The organism is Streptomyces sp. NPDC056361 (genome assembly GCF_042262805.1).
Classification (GTDB): domain Bacteria; phylum Actinomycetota; class Actinomycetes; order Streptomycetales; family Streptomycetaceae; genus Streptomyces.
Genome location: NZ_JBHJQI010000073.1, coordinates 22885 through 40826, shown reverse-complemented (window position 1 = coordinate 40826; position 17942 = coordinate 22885). Strand labels below are relative to the sequence as shown.

General features: G+C 71.8%; 14 protein-coding genes and 1 pseudogene. 10 read left to right on the top strand and 5 right to left on the bottom strand.

The window, feature by feature from the left end; translation table 11 throughout:
• Nucleotides 1-28: 28 nt before the first annotated feature.
• The 4 genes from ACFCY7_RS23520 to ACFCY7_RS23505 form a co-directional block, all read right to left on the bottom strand.
• Nucleotides 29-916: an alpha/beta hydrolase gene (locus ACFCY7_RS23520; protein WP_376488005.1), complete on the bottom strand. Its 888-nt coding sequence runs from the start codon at nt 914-916 to the stop codon at nt 29-31.
• A gap of 171 nt (nt 917-1087) precedes the next feature.
• Nucleotides 1088-1642, bottom strand: a complete 555-nt coding sequence (locus ACFCY7_RS23515; RefSeq protein ID WP_376488004.1) for a hypothetical protein — start codon at nt 1640-1642, stop codon at nt 1088-1090.
• A gap of 127 nt (nt 1643-1769) precedes the next feature.
• On the bottom strand, nt 1770-3884 hold the full coding sequence (locus ACFCY7_RS23510; RefSeq protein WP_376488003.1) for a SpoIIE family protein phosphatase: 2115 nt from the start codon (nt 3882-3884) through the stop codon (nt 1770-1772).
• Nucleotides 3885-4338: 454 nt separating this feature from the next.
• Nucleotides 4339-6120, bottom strand: a complete 1782-nt coding sequence (locus ACFCY7_RS23505; protein WP_376488002.1) for a hypothetical protein — start codon at nt 6118-6120, stop codon at nt 4339-4341.
• Nucleotides 6121-6554: 434 nt separating this feature from the next.
• On the opposite strand from ACFCY7_RS23505, the pseudogene ACFCY7_RS23500 reads away from it, so the two are divergent.
• From ACFCY7_RS23500 to ACFCY7_RS23465, 8 genes and pseudogenes are all read left to right on the top strand, one after another.
• Nucleotides 6555-7126: pseudogene (locus tag ACFCY7_RS23500) on the top strand (isocitrate lyase/phosphoenolpyruvate mutase family protein).
• Between the two features lie 106 nt (nt 7127-7232).
• Nucleotides 7233-7934, top strand: a complete 702-nt coding sequence (locus tag ACFCY7_RS23495; protein WP_376488001.1) for a bleomycin resistance protein — start codon at nt 7233-7235, stop codon at nt 7932-7934.
• Between the two features lie 144 nt (nt 7935-8078).
• Nucleotides 8079-9776, top strand: coding sequence for an alpha/beta hydrolase (locus ACFCY7_RS23490; protein WP_376488000.1), 1698 nt, complete (start codon nt 8079-8081; stop codon nt 9774-9776).
• Between the two features lie 226 nt (nt 9777-10002).
• Nucleotides 10003-11139, top strand: a complete 1137-nt coding sequence (locus ACFCY7_RS23485; RefSeq protein WP_376487999.1) for a hypothetical protein — start codon at nt 10003-10005, stop codon at nt 11137-11139.
• A 320-nt stretch (nt 11140-11459) separates the two neighbouring features.
• Nucleotides 11460-12278: a MarR family transcriptional regulator gene (locus ACFCY7_RS23480; protein ID WP_376487998.1), complete on the top strand. Its 819-nt coding sequence runs from the start codon at nt 11460-11462 to the stop codon at nt 12276-12278.
• A gap of 124 nt (nt 12279-12402) precedes the next feature.
• Complete coding sequence (locus ACFCY7_RS23475) at nt 12403-12750, top strand: roadblock/LC7 domain-containing protein (RefSeq protein WP_376487997.1); 348 nt, start codon at nt 12403-12405, stop codon at nt 12748-12750.
• A gap of 5 nt (nt 12751-12755) precedes the next feature.
• A complete protein-coding gene (locus ACFCY7_RS23470) occupies nt 12756-13184 on the top strand; it encodes a hypothetical protein (protein ID WP_376487996.1) in 429 nt (142 codons plus the stop codon).
• Nucleotides 13185-13413: 229 nt separating this feature from the next.
• Nucleotides 13414-15147, top strand: a complete 1734-nt coding sequence (locus ACFCY7_RS23465) for a HEAT repeat domain-containing protein (protein WP_376487995.1) — start codon at nt 13414-13416, stop codon at nt 15145-15147.
• A 552-nt stretch (nt 15148-15699) separates the two neighbouring features.
• Here ACFCY7_RS23465 and ACFCY7_RS23460 read toward each other — a convergent pair.
• A complete protein-coding gene (locus ACFCY7_RS23460; protein WP_376487994.1) occupies nt 15700-16194 on the bottom strand; it encodes a hypothetical protein in 495 nt (164 codons plus the stop codon).
• 202 nt (nt 16195-16396) lie between these two features.
• Here ACFCY7_RS23460 and ACFCY7_RS23455 point away from each other — a divergent pair, with 202 nt between their 5' ends.
• Together ACFCY7_RS23455 and ACFCY7_RS23450 are read left to right on the top strand one after the other, a co-directional pair.
• Nucleotides 16397-16888 carry a hypothetical protein gene (locus tag ACFCY7_RS23455; protein WP_376487993.1) on the top strand — a complete coding sequence of 164 codons (492 nt, stop codon included), beginning with the start codon at nt 16397-16399 and terminating at the stop codon, nt 16886-16888.
• Nucleotides 16889-17010: 122 nt separating this feature from the next.
• Nucleotides 17011-17922 (top strand): squalene/phytoene synthase family protein, encoded by a 912-nt coding sequence (locus ACFCY7_RS23450; protein WP_376487992.1) that lies wholly within the window; start codon nt 17011-17013, stop codon nt 17920-17922.
• Nucleotides 17923-17942: the final 20 nt, after the last annotated feature.

The following is a 17942-nucleotide window of genomic DNA, read 5'->3' as shown; positions in this document are numbered from 1 at the left end:
GGTCCCCGGCCGGGGCGCTCGCAACGGCTCAGACGAGGCCGGCCAGCAGTTCCGCGAACATACGCGGCCTGCTGAAGTAGCCGACGTGCGACGCGGCCAGGGTGTGGACGTCGAACGGGTTGTCCGGGGTCACCGCGTCCGCGCGACCGATCATGTAGTCCTGCACGGCCGGGGTGATGCCACGGTCCTCGGAGAGGCGGACGTAGGTGTGGGGGACGCGCCCCCATCCGTCGGCCCGGACCACGGCCCCCGGCTCCAGCACCGCATGGTTCTCGTCCGGGTCCAGGGAGTCGAGCAGCAGCCGGAATCGGTGATCGGTGGAGTCGGCCATGACGGCCGCCTTCAGCTCGGCGAACAGTGCCGGATCGCCGTGCGCACGACGCCAGTTGAGCCGTACGACACCGGGTTCGCCCACCCCCGGTACGGTGATCCGCGCTGCCGCGGCGTCCAGCAGGTTGTCGTCCACCACGTCCCACGGCTCCGTGAGCATGGCCGGGTCGCCGAGGCAGAGCGCGGAGACGTAGACCACGCGGTCGAGGAGTTCCGGAACGGCGTTGGCGACGGCGCTGATCGTCAGACCGCCGAGACTGTGGCCGACCAGCACGACCGGCCCCTCCGCGCCGATCCGTCGTACGGCATCCGTCACGAGCCGCACGTTGTCCCGCAGCGTGACGCCGCTCATCGGCGACGGCGCGGCGGCCAGCGCCGCGATGTCCTGGGGCTGCCGGTAGTAGGCGGCGGGACCCTCCGCAAGGTCCCCGTGGCCGGGCAGGTCGAGCGCGTACGAGCGGCAGCCGAGCAGGGCCAGTTCGTTCTGCAACGGCCCCCAGGCCCGGGCGTTGCTGGAGCCGCCGTGCACGAGCACGAACGTGGTGGTGCACATGGTGGAGAAGCGCATGGTGAAGAACCTCGTCATCCTGAGGCGAACGATGGACGTCGGGCCCCGGTGTCGACGACGGTCGACACCAAGGTCAGCGCGTCGACCGGGTGCGGCTCGCCTGCCAGTTGTGGATGACGGAATGCATGACGACGACGATAGCGGAGGGAGCGGGGAAGAGGGAGGGGAAATAAGGCGCGGGGCTCGGGGTCAGTCCTCGTCCTCGGGCAGGTGGAAGTAGACCGTCCCCGACTGCCAGGCGCCGTGCTCGGTCATCTCCGACTTGATCACCACGTCCTGGATCTCGGCGGGCCCCAGCTCCTCGATCGAGTCCGCCAGCCGACGCAGGAGCGCCGGAACGCTGTCGCAGCCGGGGCCGAAAGGGTTGGCCTGCGAGAAATGGCGCAGGGTCCAGTACCTCGGGGTGTCCATCGCGGGTGCTGCGGGTGCTGCGGGTGCTGCGGGTGCTGCGGGTGCTGTCGGTGCTGCGGACGCCTCGGCGACCAGCCCGAGGCGCTCCGGCAGCCCTTCCAGGAACGTACGACGAGCCGGGTCGGCCTCGGCGGTTGCCATCTCCGCCACGAGTCCGATCAGCTCCCCTCGCTGATCACCAGGGAGCGCACCGGCCATGTGGGCGACATCCTCCAGGACCTTGACGGCGTCGTCCGAATCCGCCCGCCCGTCCGCGCCGCGGTCGACGAAGCAGAGAGAACTGACCAAAGCTTCGGTCAGGACGCGAGAGAGGAGCGGGTGCGACGGCTTCATGGCGGACTCCCGGCAGACGGGTGACAGAGGACGCCCATCCCATCACGCGCCCGTCTCCCCTGGAGCGGCGGCCTCTCGCTGCCCCACGCCCACGTGACGACCACGCGGAGGTCGATCGCCGGTGGGGTCAGGGGCGGCCGGCGTGGGGCGCGTGCCAGGGGTGGGTCTCGGCGAGGAGGAGGGCGACGTCGTCGGGGTCGCCGGGGCGGCGCATGGCGTCGACGAGGCGCGAGCAGGTGGAGTCGAGGAGGGGGTCGGTGGAGTTCCAGGTGTCGAGGAGGGTGGCGAGGCGGTCGTCGATGGAGTCGTCGCGGGTTTCGACGAGGCCGTCGGTGTACAGCAGGATCTGGTCGCCCGGGTGGAGGGGGATCGTCACGGTGTGGAAGGTGACGCCGCCGACGCCGAGCGGGGCACCGGAAGGGACGGGAAGGAGCTCGGGTCTGTGCCCGGGGCGGGTGATGACGGGCGGGAGGTGACCGGCGTTGGCGATGCGGCAGTGGCCGGTGCGGGGGTCGTAGACGGCGTAGAGGCAGGTGGCGATGTAGTGCTCCAGGCCGCGGGTGAGCTGGTCGAGGTGGCGGAGGATCTCGTCGGGGGGCAGGTCGAGGGTCGCGTAGGCGCGGGCGGCGCTGCACAGCTGGCCCATGGTGGCGGCGGCGTCGATGCCGTTTCCCATGACGTCGCCGATGACGAGGGCGGTCTTGTCGTCGGCCAGCGGGATGACGTCGTACCAGTCGCCGCCCACTTCGTTGGCCGCCTGCGCCGGTTGGTAGAGGGAGGCGATCTTCAGGCCCGGGCGTTGCGGCGGGGCCGGCGGCAGGAGGCTGCGCTGGAGGGTTTCGGCGGCGGTGCGCACGTTCTGGTGCCAGCGGGCGTTGGCGATGGCGATGGCGGCTCGGCCCGCGAGTTCGCGGGCGAGCAGGACGTCGTCCGCGTCGAAGGGCTCCGGGTTGGCGACGCGCAGCAGGTCGAAGGCGCCGAGGATCTCGTCGCGCGCGATCAGGGGCACCGCGATGTACGAGTGCGCGCCGGCGCGCGCGAGGGTCGCGGCGGCCTGCGGGTCACGGGCGATGCGCAGCAGGTCCTGCTCGTCGCAGTGGGCCACGAGGACGGGCCTGCCGGTCCGTACGCACTGGGTGATCAGCCGGTCCGGGCCGTACGAGGCGATCTCGCCGACCGGGTCGGCGGCGCCGGTGACCCCGTCGGGGGTCGCGGGGGCGACGGCGAGGGCCCGGAACAGCTCCGGCCCCTCCGTGCGGGGTGCCGGCGACCGGGAGGACAACACGGTGTCCAGGATGTCGACCGCGGCCATGTCCGCCAGGTCGGGTACGGCGACGTCGACGAGTTCCCGCGCGGTCTGCTCCACCCCGAGGGTCGTCCCCACGCGGGCCGAGGCGTCCGCGATCAGCGTCAGCCGCCGCCGCGCCCGCTCGGCCTCGGCGGCCACCAGGTGCCGCTCGGTGACGTCGACGACCGAGGACGCCACCCCGACCACCCGCCCACCGGGCCCCTGGACCCGGTAGTAGGAAATGGACCAGGCGTGATCATGATCCGGGTCGGCCCTCGTACGGCTGACGACGTACTGGTCGACCAGCGGCTCACCCGTCGTCAGCACCTGCCGCAGCGCCGCCTCGACCAACTCCACCTCCTTGTGCGGGTGGATGTCGCGAGGCCTGCGGCCGATGTGCTCGGCCGCCGGCACCCCGTTGATCCGCGCCAGCGCGCCGTTGACCAGCCGGTAGCGAAGGTCGGTGTCCAGCATCGCGAACCCCACCGGTGCCTGCGACACCAGCTGCTCCGACAGCGCCAGACGCTCCTCCACCCGGTGCAGCGTCGACTGGTCCACCGCGATGCCCAGTGCGTACACGTCCCCGAGGTCGTCCAGCAGCCGCATGTTCCGGAACTCCACCGACCGCGTCGTACCGTCCCGCCGCCGCACCGGGAACACCCCCGCCCAGGTCTGCCCGGTCTCCATCACCCCCGCGAACAGCTCCAACGCCCGATGCCGGTCCTCCTCGCCCAGCAGCAACCGCGCGGCGTACTGCCCCAGCGCCTCCTCCGCCGTGTGCCCGAACGTCTCCGTGGCCTGAGGACTCCAGAACACGATCCGCCCACCCGTGTCCACCACCACCGCGGCGACATTCAGGAAATCCAGCAGACTCCCCGCCGACTGCCAGCCCGCACCCATCCCGACCTCCGCGCCACCGGAGCCGCCCCTCCCGGGCGGTGCGTCCTCACCCATCGCCTCACTCCCTCCATCCACCCCCAGCAACCACATCGCCCCTACGGGACACTCCCCTCCATGCTGCGCCCCCACCACGACCCCGAGCATCCCGAAGCAATGCACCACCGCCCCACCCGGCCGACCTACCCCTGCTCGCCCATACAGCAAGGGAACCGAACATCGCCGGATCACGCTGGCAACAGAAGGTGATGTTACGACTACTGTGTGTGTCGCATTTTGGGGTCAGATGGGAGTCTCTGGCGGCTTCCGGGGTGTGTCACAGCCGACGGCCTGATCGGTGTGACTGCTGATCGCCCACGCGCTCAGCCGTGTACGCGGCAGCGGCGGACGGCTCCTCGCCGTAATGCCGGGGTGGGCGGCGTACGTGCCTGCCCGTGCGCCCGCTGGGTCCCCGTGAGGCCCGCCTGTCGCCCGCCGTACTGCCTGGGACGTCGCCGCGTACCCCGCCCCGTCACGCGCCCCCGCCGCCCCGCGAGCACGCCCCGCACCCGGCCCGGCGGCCCCGTCTGATGTCGGTCAACGTGACGGTGGCCTCCGCCCCGCACGCGCAGCGGCAGTGCCAGCGGTCGGTGGTCTTTCCCGGGTAGGTCTCCAGCGGCTCGAAGCCGGCCGCGCGCATCTCGGCGGCGGCGGTGGCCGGGTCGGTCCTTCCGCCGGCTCGGGGGCACTTCTTGCAGCCCCGTGTGCCCGCGCGGACGAAGGAGAGGCGGGTGGTCACCTCGTTGCCGCAGGAGCAGCGGCAGTTCCAGGGGGCGGTGGCCAGGCCGGGGTACGGCTCCAGGGGCTCGAAGCCGGCGGCGCGCACTTCGGTGGCGGCGCGTTCGGCGTTCGACGGCTTGGAGCCGCAGAAGCGGCAGCGGCTGCGGCCCCCGTTCACGTTGGAGTACGTGGGGGTGCTCTCGCGACCGCACGTGGTGCAGCGGCAGTGCCAGGGGGTCTGGCTGCTGCGGTACGGCTCCAGTGGCTCGAAGCCCGCCGCCCGCATCACCTCGCCGGCCCTGGGTGCGGTCGCGGCGGCACGCTTGGCCTGTGCCTCCCTGACCCGGCAGATGCGACAGCCTTGGCCGGCGTTGCGTACGGCGTTGAAGGTGGGTCGGCCTTCGTGCCCGCACGTGGTGCAGCGTGACGGCCAGGTCGCGTTCGTACGGCCGGGGTAGGGAACGAGGGGCTCGTACCCGCGGGCGCGCATCTCGTCGGCGGCGGCCTCGGCGTCGAACAGGAATGCGGCGCGGGGCCGGTCGCCGTCCCTGGGGGAGTAGGCGCCGGGTGCGCGGCGGGACTCCTCCTCGACCATGGCCCACACCTCGCCCGCGGTCACCCGTTCGGACGAGCAGGTCTCGCTCCAGCCGTTCGGCATGACCTCCTTGGTGAGGAAGGGGCACAGCTTGTCGCCCCGCAGCCGCTCGAGGACGGCCTGCTCGACGTCGAAGGCGGCGGCTCCGGTGGTGTACTCGCGTGCCCGGTACAGCTCCCATCCGTTGCGCTCGTGCTGGAGGAGTCGGGAGGTGTAGCCCGTACAGGCGCCGATGCCGACCTTGACCGCTCCCCACTCCCGATGGGTGATCACGTACAGCTTCGCCGCCCCGGCGAGGTCGATGCCGTGCGTCGCGCACATCCGGCAGCCCTTGCCGGTCCGGACACCGGTCAGTCGCAGGTGCACCTCGTGCCCGGACGAGCAGCGACACAGCCACCGCTTGTCACTCCCGGGATACGGCTCCAGCGGCTCGAACCCCGCAGCCCGCATCTCCGCCGCACACGCCTCGGGGTCGAGCGGAGCGCTTCCCGCGCAGTGGCGGCAGCCGTACCCCCGCCCCTTCACCCCGGAGTACATCGGCCTCGACTCCTTCCCGCACGCGGTGCAGCGGCAGAGCCAGCCCACCGACGCCCCGGGGTACGGCTCCACCGGCTCGAACCCGTGCGTCCGCATCAGGGCACCGGCCTCGTCGGCGTCGACCCGCCGGGCAGCGCCCCGCCGCCTGTACCCCTCCGCGCGGCACACGGGGCACGGCTCGTACCCGCTCCGCACGCTCGACGCCTTCACCGTCACCACCTCGCCGCAGACGGTGTGGCGGCAACTCCACGGCGTCGAGGCGGAGACGTAGCCCTCCAGCGGCTCGTACCCGGCCGACCGCATCATCGCCTCCGCCTGGTCGGCGTTGGCCCTGCGCTTCTGCTCCCCGCCCGCCTTGCGGTTGCAGGCGGCGCACCCCGACGCAGCCCCCTCCTTGATCAAGTTCCGGATCGTCGAGAGGCGCCGCGTGCCGACGCCCCCGCACACGGCGCAGCGACACCGCCACGGCGTCTGACTGTTGACGTACGGCTCCAAAGGCTCGAGTCCGACCGACCGCATGTCGGCCTCGGCCCCCTCCGCCCGCTCCACCCGCCCGGACCCCTCTACCCGCCCGGACCTGTCCACCCGCCCGGACCCCTTCACCTGCCCGGACCCGTCCGCCCGCCCGGACCCCTCCGCCCGCCGGTCCCGCGTCGACGGCACGAACGCCCGGGACCGCACCTCGTGATCAGGATCGTCATAGGTCACGACCAGGCCCCCGGCCTCTCGGCGATGCTCCGTTTCCCCGTTCCCCGACGGCCGACCCTACGTGACGTTGGTGTCGGATTTCTGCCAGACGCCAGACGCCAGGCGCGAGGCCTTGGTCGGCTGACCGCATGATCTCCACGCACACGGACGAAGCCCTGCTCTTCCGCTCCCTCCGCGACTCCACGCGCCCCCTCGCCCTCGCCAACGCCTGGGACGTGGCCAGCGCCCGCGTCATCGAGGCCGCCGGGGCACCCGCGATCGCCACCACCAGCGCCGGGATCTCCTGGTCGCTCGGCCATCCGGACGGGAACGCCCTCTCTCGCGACCGGGTGGTGGATCTGTCGGCCTCGGCGACCCCGCCACCCGCCTGAAGGACACCCTGGAGCGGGCGCGCGCATACGTCGACGCCGGAGCCGACGGCGTCTTCGTCCCCGGCGTCACCGGCCACGCCACCCTCACGGAACTCGCCACGGCCATCCCCGTACCCCTCAACGTCATGGCCGTCCCCGGCGCACCGGACCTCGCGGCACTCGGCCGCCTCGGCGTCGCCCGCGTCAGCCTCGGCGCAGGCCTCGCCCAGTCCGCCTACACCGCCACCCAACGCGCCGCCCAGGCCCTCTACGCCACAGGCGACTACCACCCGCTCGCCGACGCCATCCCCTTCCCCGAGCTCAACGGAATGTTCCCCGGCACCAGCTGACCCGCGACGGCATACGCCGACGCGACCGAACCGGTCCCGGTACCGGTCCCGGGACGGGGGCCAGCGCGTTTCGCCTCTCTAGTCAAGCTTGACTAGACTGTGCGGCATGGGTGAGACGACCATTCCGATGCTCCCGTGCCGGACCCTTCGACCTGTCCTCGACTTCTACGCCGCCCTCGGCTTCGAGGTGACCTTCCAGCAGCGAAGCCCCAACCCGTACGCCGTCGTCGAACGCGGCGGCGTCCAGCTCCACTTCTTCGGGATGAAGGGATACGAGCCGACCGAGTCGTACAGCACGTGCTACATCCGCACCGATGACGTCGACGGGATGTACGAGGCCTTCCGCTCCGGACTCAAGGCGGCGTACGGAAGGGTCCCGGCCCGCGGTCTGCCCCGCATGGGGCCGGTGAAGGACACGTCGCACGGCGTACGCCAGTTCCTGATCACCGACCCCGCCGGCAACTGCCTGCGCATCGGACAGCAGACGAGCCAGGACCACCACCACCGGCCCGCACCCAGGGAAACCTTCGCCCGAGCCCTGCATCACGCGTCCCTCCTCGCGGACTCGCGGGACGACCCGACCGGGGCGGCGAAGATCCTCGACCGAGTCCTGGCCAGGGAGGACGAGCAGCCCACGCCCCCGCAGTTGCTGCGCCTCCTCGTCCTCCGTGCGGATGTCGCCGGACGCCTCGGCGACGAGGAGACCGCGACGTCCGCGCTCGCCACGGCCGCCACAATCCACCTCACTGCACAGGAGAGGGAGTCGGTCCACGACGACCTCAAGCGCCTGGAGGAGCTGCAAGGCTGAAGCCGTCTGTCGTGGAGCGCCGCGGGCCGACGTACCCCTATGCGTCAGGGGTGTCGAGGCCTGGGATTTTTCGGGGGCGACCCTACCCCTGTTTCGGGGATCCCCCGGAGGCCGCAAGGTGGTCCGCCGACCTAGCGTGCAGGTATGGCAACTTCCCGACGCATCAAGGCATTAGCGGCATGCGCGGTGGTGCTCGCCGCCACCGCGACGACGACCGCCACCGCGACCGCGACAACCGCTGCGACCGCAACTACAAATCCGACCGCAACCACCACTCCGACCACCGCCGCCCTCGCAACGAGCGCCACCCGAGCGCCGGCCATCACTCCAGCAACGACCGCCACCCGCGCAACGACCACCACCCCCGCAACGACTGCAGCCGACGCGCCGATCGGCACCCACGCTGATCCACTGGCCCGCTTCCGCACCCAGCACGTCGACTGGCACGCATGCGCCCTCGGGGCCGGCGACGAGATCGGCAAGGCGCTCGACGTCGCGGGCGCCGCCTGCGCCGACATCACCGTGCCGCTCGACTACGCGAACCCCGACGGCCGTACCCTCACCGTCGCCGTATCGCGGCTGAAGGCCACCGACACCGCTCACCGCATCGGCGCGCTGCTCCTCAACGACGGCGGGCCGGCCGGCCCCAGCCTCCACATGCCGCTGGCGAAGGCGCAGGTGATGGGAGACGTCGCCAGCCGGTACGACCTGATCGGCATGGATCCGCGCTTCGTCGGCCGGAGCACCCCACTGGACTGCGGCTGGGGAACAGGCTCCGCGCTCGTCCGTTCCGCGGGCGGCAACCGGGCGGCGTACCGGGACGAGGTCGCCCTCGCACGCGAGCTGGCCGCGCGGTGCGAGCGCACCCAGGGGGACGTGCTGCCGTACGTCACCACCCGCAACACCGCCCGCGACATGGACGTCATCCGCGGCGCCCTCGGCGAGAGGGCCCTGTCCTACCTCGGCTACTCCTACGGCAGCTACCTCGGCCAGGTGTACACGCAGCTCTTCCCCGGCCGCACCGATCGCATGGTGCTCGACGGCGTCAACACCGCGCAGCACTACAGCCAGACCCTGCTGCGCGGCGCCGAGGCGGCCAACGAGGCGGCCCTGCGCGCGTGGGCGTCCTGGGCCGCCGCGCGCCACGCCACGTACGGCCTGGGTGCCACGCGCGGCGAGGTCCTGGCGACGGTGCGACACATCCTCGACGCCGCCGCGCAGGAGCCGCTGCGGATCGGGACGACGTACCGGCTGGACGAGCACGTGCTCCCCGCCTTCTTCGTCGGCGGCCTCGGCAGCGACCTCGACCAGCGGCGCGCCGACCTGGCCGAGACCGTGAGCGTCCTGGCGCGCGCCGCCGATCGAGAGCCGGTCGAACCGTCCGAAGCCCTCACCGGGCAAATGGAGTTCCTGCTCACCGGCGCGGGCTCGGCCCCCTCCAGCCAGATGACCGCGATCATCTGCGGCGACGTGGCCGAACGACGCGGCGTCGGCACCTACTGGCGCGCGGTCGAGAAGTCCCGCGACCACTACCCCCTCGCCGGGCCGCTGGCCAACAACATCACCCCGTGCGAGTTCTGGGACCGGCCCATAGAAGCCCCGACCGTGCTCACCAACGACGTCCCGGCCCTGCTCGTCAACGCCACCGGCGACCCCCGCACGCTCTACTCCGGCGCCCAAGCCGTGCGCAAGCAGTGGCCGAGTTCCCGGCTCCTCACCGTCGAGGGCGCCCGCCAGCACGGCCTGTACGGCGAATACGGGAACGGCTGCGTCGACGATCTCGTCAACGCCTACCTGCGCACCGGACGGCTCCCCGCGCAGGATCACACCTGTCGGGGGTAGCTCCGGCGGCGTCTGCCCATCGGTGCCCATCGGTGCCCGGCGGCGCGATGCGGTGCGGTGCGTGCGCACGTGTCGCCGGGCCCACACCTACCGGGTCCGGAGCTCGGGTCGGTACGGGAACCAGGTCCCGTCCCGGGCCCGACGCCGGTACACAGCGCGAGGTCACATGGTCAGGCCGCCATGGCCGACGGCCTGCACGACCACACCGCTCACTACGCTGACGACCATGATCACGCCGCAGCCGCACCGCCTGACCCCGGAAGCCGCCCGAGCCCTTCAGGGCATGCTCCGAACCGAGATCGGGCCCGGGCTCACCGAGCGGGAGCTCGACGAGGTCGAGGCGCGCTTCGGCTTCACCTTCGCCGCCGACCACCGCGTCTTCCTCTCCGCCGGCCTCCCGCACGGCTCGTCCGAGTGGCCCGACTGGCGCGACGGTGACGCGGAGGACCTGGCCGAGCGGCTGGCATGGCCGGTGGAGGGCGTGCTCTTCGACGTGGAGCACAACAGGTTCTGGCACCCCGCTTGGCCGCCACGGCCCGCGGAGACGGCCGACGCGCTCCGCCTCGCCCGGTCGGAGCTGGCGACCGTACCGCGGCTGGTCCCACTCTTCGGGCACCGCTACCTGCCCGGCACGGCGGGGGAGTACGGGTACCCCGTCCTGTCCGTCTGGCAGACCGACATCATCCTGTACGGGAACGACCTCACCGACTACGTGCACCACGAGTTCGCCGGCCGCCGGAGCGGCCTCCCCGCCGCCCGCACGAACGTCGACTTCTGGGCGTACTTCGTCGAGGGCGGACCGGGCTTCGACGTCACGGCGCCCACCCCGTTCTCGCCGTACGCGATGAACGCCCAGGAAGCCGTCGACTGCATCCGGATGCTCGCCGTGGAACGCCTGATCGGCCGACCGCACTACCCGGACCAGCTCGTCGAGGCCGGTCTCACCGCCCTGCTCCTCGATGTCGAGACGGAGTCCCTCGTCCTCCTCGCCGGCCTCACGCGCGCCGAACACGACCAGGCCGAAGACCTGTTCGACAAGGTGCTGGCCGAACTCGGCCTGCTCCAGGACCTTCCGGCCGACAGCGCCGACGTCCCCTGGGAGGCGGCCCGCTGGGAACTCGTGCGCTGGTGGCTCCAGTTGATCGTGAACGGCAGCCTGGAGCCCGGCCCCGGCGGCGACCTGATCACGTACGAAGGGTGGGGAGCGCTGGGCCGGCCGCGGCAGCTCAGGCCGCTGGTCGACAAGACCGACGCCCACAACGGCGGGGTGGCGCTCCGACGCGGCGACAGGGAACCGCTGTCGGCCGCGATCGTCGAGGAGGTGGCGCGTCTGCTCGCCGGCCCCTGGCCGCCGCTGGACTGATCTCGCCGACGGCGACAGAGGAGACCCGGCGGCCCGTGCCCTCCGGGTCTCCGCGACCACGAACGAATTCGTGCTCATCCGACCTTCCGTTCGGTCTTGCATTAGACCTACTTCGACGTGAAGTTGCAGATTCTGTCGCATTCCATCTCTGATGGAATATTTGTCTTGTCGGCTGATACACATTGCCTTGTCGGCGTCACACCTCGGACGCCAGTACGAAATCCGGTGTGTCGAGGCTGTGTCAGGCATGGAAAGGGCGGGCTTTGCTGGATACGCGCAACTGCCTTCACCGAGCCGGACACAGACTGCTCCACCTCGCCTTGGCCCAATGCCGGGCGGCTCGTTCCACCATCGTCCTGCGCGTCCACGGCAGGCCGGGCGGGGTGTTCCACCTGCGGCAGGGCCGAGTGATCGCGGTCGAGACGCCGGGCGCCCCAGGGGTCGAGGCACTGCTCCTGCGCTCCGGACGCGTCAGCGCGGCGGACTGGGCGACGCTGTCGCCGACCGGACGGTTCATGCCGGGCTCGGAACTCGTGGCGCGAGGACACCTGGGGGCGAAGGAACTGCAGGTGGTCACGGTGATGGCCCTCAGGGACGCGGTGTTCGCCGTGGTCGCCGGGGACACCGCCGAGTGCGTCGCCGTCCCGCGGAGCGTGCCCATGGCACCCGCCTCCGGCGGGGAGGATCCGCTCGAGCTCCTGGACGAGGCGGCCCGGAAGGTCGCGGGGCTCGCGACACTGCCTCAGGCCGTTCTCCCCGACCGCGAACGGGTCATCGCCGGCCACGGTGCCGCGGGCCTCGCGGAAGGCCTGGTCCGGCACCGGAGGGAGATCCTGTTCCACGCCAACGGCAGGCGCACCGCTCGGGACATCGCCTTCGTGGTGGGCCGCGGCGTCTACCACGTCTCGGTCGAGGTCTCGCGGATGCTCGGCGAAGGCCTCCTTGAGCGAGCGGGCCGGGGCGAAGCACTCGGCACGGCGAAACCGTGGTCGGTCCCGGCGCTCGAACCACGACGCGCCGCCCACGGCCACCCGGACCCGGTGGACATCGGGGGTGATGCGGAGCTGCCGTACCGCATCCCCGGGGCCAGCGGCTTCACGAGGAAAGCTCTCGTCCCGGACGAATCCGCGACGGGTTGAAGGGGCTCCCTAAACGGAGCCGTACCCGAGCAGCGACCACAAGGCCACCGGCGCCGGGCGCTCGGGGAATCCACGAAAAGGTGCGAAGGGAAACCGAATGGACCATGAGGCATTGACCGGGGAGATGAGGGGACTCCGCGATCAGATACCCGGAATCACCGATACGGCCCTCGCCGCCGTCGACGGAATCCTCATCGCGGCCGACACGGAAGACGGCATCGAACCCAACGGCCTCGCCGCCCTCGCCGCCGCCAGCCTCGGCCTCGCACGCCGCACCACCGGCGCGACCGGCCGCGGCACCCTGCGCCGCACCGTGGCCTACGGAAGCACCGGCTGCGCCGCCGTCTACGCCGTGGCCGACACCGCGCTGATGGTCGTCCTGGGCGACGAGGGGATGGACCTCGAACAACTCCACCTCGAAACCCAGCCGGTCCTGAAGCGCGTGGAAGCCATCCTCTCCGGAAGGAAGTGACGACGATGGTGACAAAACCCGTCACGCAGGGATTCTCCGACGCCATCCAGGGACTCGTGAAGGAGCTACGAGTCGAAGCCCCCGACTGCGTCGCCGCCGGCGTCGTCGACATGGGAACCGGCATGCTCCTCTCCTACGAGACCGTCGACAGCCACCCCCCGGAGGTCCTCGACCTCCTCGCCGGCGCCACCCTCGACCTGTTCCAGGGCCGCACCGTGGTCCTCATCGAAGACGTGTTCAAAGAGCGCCGCGGCATCGAGAACAACCAGCACTACTTCCAGGAAATCCTCGTCAACAGCGCCAACCTCACCCATCTGTTCATCCGCATGACCGAAAGCCAGGACGTCGTCGCGGTCGTCGTCTGCCGCAAGTCGGTCAACGTGGGCATGCTCTTCGCCCAAGCCCGCCGCGTCGTCAAGGCCTACGGCCTCTGACCGACCAACCCGGTCCCCCCCACGTCCACACATCCACACATCCACACATCCACGCAGTGCGCGCTGTCGACCTCCGTCGGCGGCGCGCGCGGCCGCGTCCGGCGGCCCTGAGAACCTTCGTCCTGTCGCACCGGCCCCGGCTGCCCACAGCCGGTGAGGTCGGGCCGGTCTGGCCGGTTGGGCCGGTCGGCCCGCGGCCCCAGTGACCCTCATGGCCGATACTGCCCCCATGGGGGATCACGACACCGTCCGGGAACGTCTCCGCGCCGCAGTGCGCGCCGACGACCCGTGGACCGCACTGCACACACTGCAAGCACTGCTCGCACCGCATACACCGCCCACACCGCACGCAACACACGCAACACACGCAACACACGCACCGCACGCACCCCGCAACGACCCGTCCGAGCGTCTCGCAGAGGCGGTCGAGGAGCTGTACCGATCGGACCCCGACAGATCCGCCTCCCGCCGCTACCTCACCTGGCTCCTCCGAAGCCTCGGCGAGCCCGGCGACGCAGTGCTCCTGCGCCTCCTCGCCGACCGCACACTCGGCCCCGACGACCGCCAGGACCTACTGAGCACCGCTGTGACGCGCGGCCTGCGCCTGCCCGCCGAGCTGCTCCGCACGTACCTGTCGGATGCCCCGGGCTCCGACGGACGCGGCGGCGCGCGCTCCGGCGACGCGCCCACCCCCGAACTCGTCGACGCCATGGGCCTCTCCGGCGACCCGTCCTTCGCGCCCCGCCTCGGCGCCCTCCTCGGCGACCCCTCCGCCCCGCGCGGCCGTGCCGCACTCGCCCTGGGACGCCTCGGCGCACGCGACTGGACCGAGCCGATCGCCACACGACTGCACGAGGTGACCGGCCTCGACCGCACCGCCTTCGCCGTCGCGCTGGAGCTGATGGGCGACCCCGCCGCCGTACCGCACCTCCTGCGATGGCTCGCCGAGAGCGGCGAACAGCGCGTGTACGACGTCCACCACGCGCTCGTCCACCTCACCGGACACGACCCCCTCCTCCCGGAACTCGCCAGAGGCGAGGCGTACGCGGCAGCCGTCCGCGCCGCCTGGTCGGACGGCCGCCCCGAGCCCAGGCCCGCAGCGGTACGGGACCTCGTCATCGAGTCCGGCACCCAGGCCCGCTTCTCCGTCGACGGGGGAGCCGGCCGGATCCGCGTCGCCTTCGACCCGCCGTCCCCCGGCTCCTCCTGGCCCCGCTGGGACCGCTCCCTGACCATCGACCGCCGGCCGCTGTACCGGGTCGGCTCGCCCTGCGACACCTGCGAGCTCGCCCTGTCACTCCTCGGCTGGCCGGACGACACCACTCCCCGCCTCGCAGCCCGCATGCGCGAGCACCTGACCGACCTCCACCGGCTCGACGCCCCCCTGCTCGCCGAATGGATCCCCGTACTCGCCGAACTGGAGACCGGCCACTACCGCGCCCTCCTCCTCGACCTCCCCCTGGAACGCGTAACCGATCCCGCCCAGTCCTGGTGGTACCGCCGCACGGCGGCCCGCCCGGACGAAGACGCCGACGACACCGCCCCTGCCGAAGCCGCCGACGACCACCCCGGGCACTACTGGCCCGGCGTCACACACTTCCAACTCACCGCGCCCGTCCCCGGCGGCCGTATCCCCCTCACATTCGGCGCCCTCCTGCCCTCCCAGCCGCCGGAGTCACTCGACCCCGCAACCATCACCCGCCACACCTCCGCCATCACGACGGGCGCCCGCCCCGCCGCCGTGGTCCTCGGCTGGATCGACGACCGCTACGTAGAGGCCCAACACGAGGAGCGATGGCTCATCGGCGCGATCCTGGACGGCCACCACCGCCTCACCGCATACGCGGCCGCCGGCATCCCGGCCCGAGTCCTCCTACTCGCCCGCGTGGACGGCGGCTGCGGCGCGGACGGCGGCCTGGAGGGACTCGCGGAACTGACCACGGCGTACGGCTGCCGAGACTGACGCCGCTGCCGCTGCCGCTGCCGCTGCCGCTGCCGCTGCCGCTGCCGCTGCCGCAGGCGAACGGGCGACCCCCGTGCTCACTGGGAGTCCGCCCGCTCGCCGCTTCCCTCAGCCCCCGGCGCAGGGCCCCCGACCGCCGCGCCGCCCTCGATCCCCCTACCCCCAGAGGCTGTCTGCGTCAGGGGCGGAGACCGCCGCCACCGCCCGGCCCCATCTCCCCGCCGGAGATGTTCACGGAGTAGGGAATGTTGCCCCCGCCGCCGTTCGCCCACAACCCGTTGCCGACACAGCCGACCGGTCGCCCCATGTGCATCTGGATCGCGACGGCGTCCGGGCAGTGACTTGTGCTCGACGCCACCCAACGGCGCAGGTCACCGCAGCACTCGGGTGATCTGCAGAGGATCCGACGCCGGACCGGCCCAAGGCGGGGCCGTCGCATGCGGTCCCGCGATCCGTCCCACGAAATCCGTACGTACGATCCAGACGCCGCTGCCGCACGGGACCTCGTCCCACCGATCTCGGACTGCGTCCACGTCGGTTGTCTCGCGACCCTCAGAACACCTTCCCGATCTTCAACGCGCGTGCTCTCTCTCCCGAGTTCTCCGGGCGGATCCGCTCGGCCAGGCACTGCCGGTGGGTGATGACCGTGTGGCTCCCCGGCCCGTCATTGCTCCGCGAGTCGAGTACCAGGGCGTCTCCGCCTGGACTCAACGTGGCAAGCTCACCGCAGAAGTCGCAGCTCCGCTGCATCGACTCAAGATCGGCAGGACGAATGCTGAGCCGCACCGATACGGGCGGATGCCAGCGGTTGATGTGCTCGATCACAGCGTCGACCTGCGAGCCGACGGGTGGGAAGAGCGCGAGCACCTCCTCGTAGCTGCTCGTGGGCCCGGAGAACTGCTGGATCATGTCGATCGAAGCCGACAGGCCGGCATGCTCGGCCCCGGCGATCTCGACGATCACTCCCCACGGGTGATGGCTGCGAACCCTGGCCTGCACCCTCTGGCCGGGCATGAGCGCCAGGCTCTCTGTCTCGAACCTCGTCACCGAACCGTTCCCCGCCCTTCAGCCCAGCAGGTCGCACCTCGCTGGCCTCATGCGCCGCGCGCGTGGGCCGCGCCGGATCCGGCGATTGTCCAACACAGCCGTTCGGGCTGCGGTCCCGGTTGCGCCCTGAGGCCGCTGACGGGACGAGGCGACCCCAGGGGTCGGCTGCCCGACAGTGAGTGCGGTCGGGCAGCATGGGGCGATGCATGCTGATCAGCCAGTGCCTCGCGAGGTGAAGGTCATCGATTCGGCCTCGCTCGTCAGGTTGGAGCAGCGGGCTTACGAGCTGAGCCTGAACCAGCGGTTGGACCCGGGGTGGGTGCGGGCGAACGTGGCCCCGGACGGAGCTCACTATCTGTGGCCGGCTGTGTGGAACAGCCTGCCGCACCGTCCGGACGTTCCCCGGCAGGTGCGGTGCGAGCTGTTGATCACGCTGCGCGCGGGGGACCGTGTGATGAGCCTGCTGGATGTGCTGCCCGACGACTTCACGCCGCTGCCGAGGCTGACCTCGCGTCAAAAGGGCATGGAAGTAAGCCAGTTGCTCGACAGCGTGCCATCGGTGAGGGAATGGCTGCTGCGTGAGGGCGAGGGCGAGGGCGAGGGCGAGGCTGGAGCGCTGCCGGCTGGTGGCTGTGTTCAGCAGCCCGCTGAGCCGCGCGATGCGGACGGCCGAGCTGGCGGGGCTGAGTGGTGACACGCGATGCTCGAACCCACCCACACCCCGCGCGCGGCCCCGGCCGACAGCGTGCCAGGGCCCCTTCGAGCCCCCGGCGTGGGCGCCCGTAGGCTCGCAGCCGGCGATGACAGGAGATCGGCATGTGGAAGAGGGCCCTCGACCGGGCAGGGGTGAGGGAGCCGCGGCTGAGGCGGGAGTACACGGAGCAGCGGCGGGCGGTGCGGAGGTACAGGACGGCGGAGTACGCGGCAGCGCGGCTGCTGCTTCCCGCTGAGGTGCTGCCGCATGTCGTGGCTGCGGTGGCGTTCATGCACGACACCGACGACCGGATCGACCGTGGGGAGCCGGAGGAGCGGGCTGCCGCGCTGGGGGAGTGGGCGGCGCTCGTCGGGAAGGCCTTCGCGGAGGGTGACTCCGGGCTGTCCGTGCTGCGTTGCCTGGTGCGCACGGCCGAGCGGAACCCGGATGTGCGCGGTTACGTGGACGAGTTCCTGCGTGGCTGCGAGCGCGAGGTCGCGTGGCGGACGATCGCGGACGACGAGGAGTTGGAGCAGTACGTACGGGAGTACTGCCTGCCCGCGTTGATGCTCACGGCCTGCCTCGTCGCGCCCGCGGACGCGTCGGCGAGGGCGGAGTTCGAGGACGGGTGCCATCGGCTCATGCGGGCCATGCAGCGCATCGACTTCCTTGAGGATCTGCCCGAGGACGTCCGGGCAGGCCGGTCCGGTGTCCCCGTCGACGCGGTGGAACGCCACGGCGCGGACCTCACCCAGCCCGGCGATGCGCTGGGAAGTCTCGTCGAGGAACAGGCAGGCCGGGCCGCCGCGGACCTGGCGGCGGCTGCGCCGCTCGCGGGCGTGGTGGCCCCCTTGTACCAGCCCTTCATGCGGGCACTGGTGGGTGTACAGCGCCTCCGGCTCGACGCCGTGCGTCGCGCGGGTGCGTCCTTGGCGACGCGGTCGTCCGGACCTTCAGCGCCGGCGGCCGCCGTACTGCTGCTGAGAGAGACGGTGGCGGCACGGGCGCGACGGGCTCCGCGGGGCGCTCGCTAGGGGGTGTCTAGATGATCGAT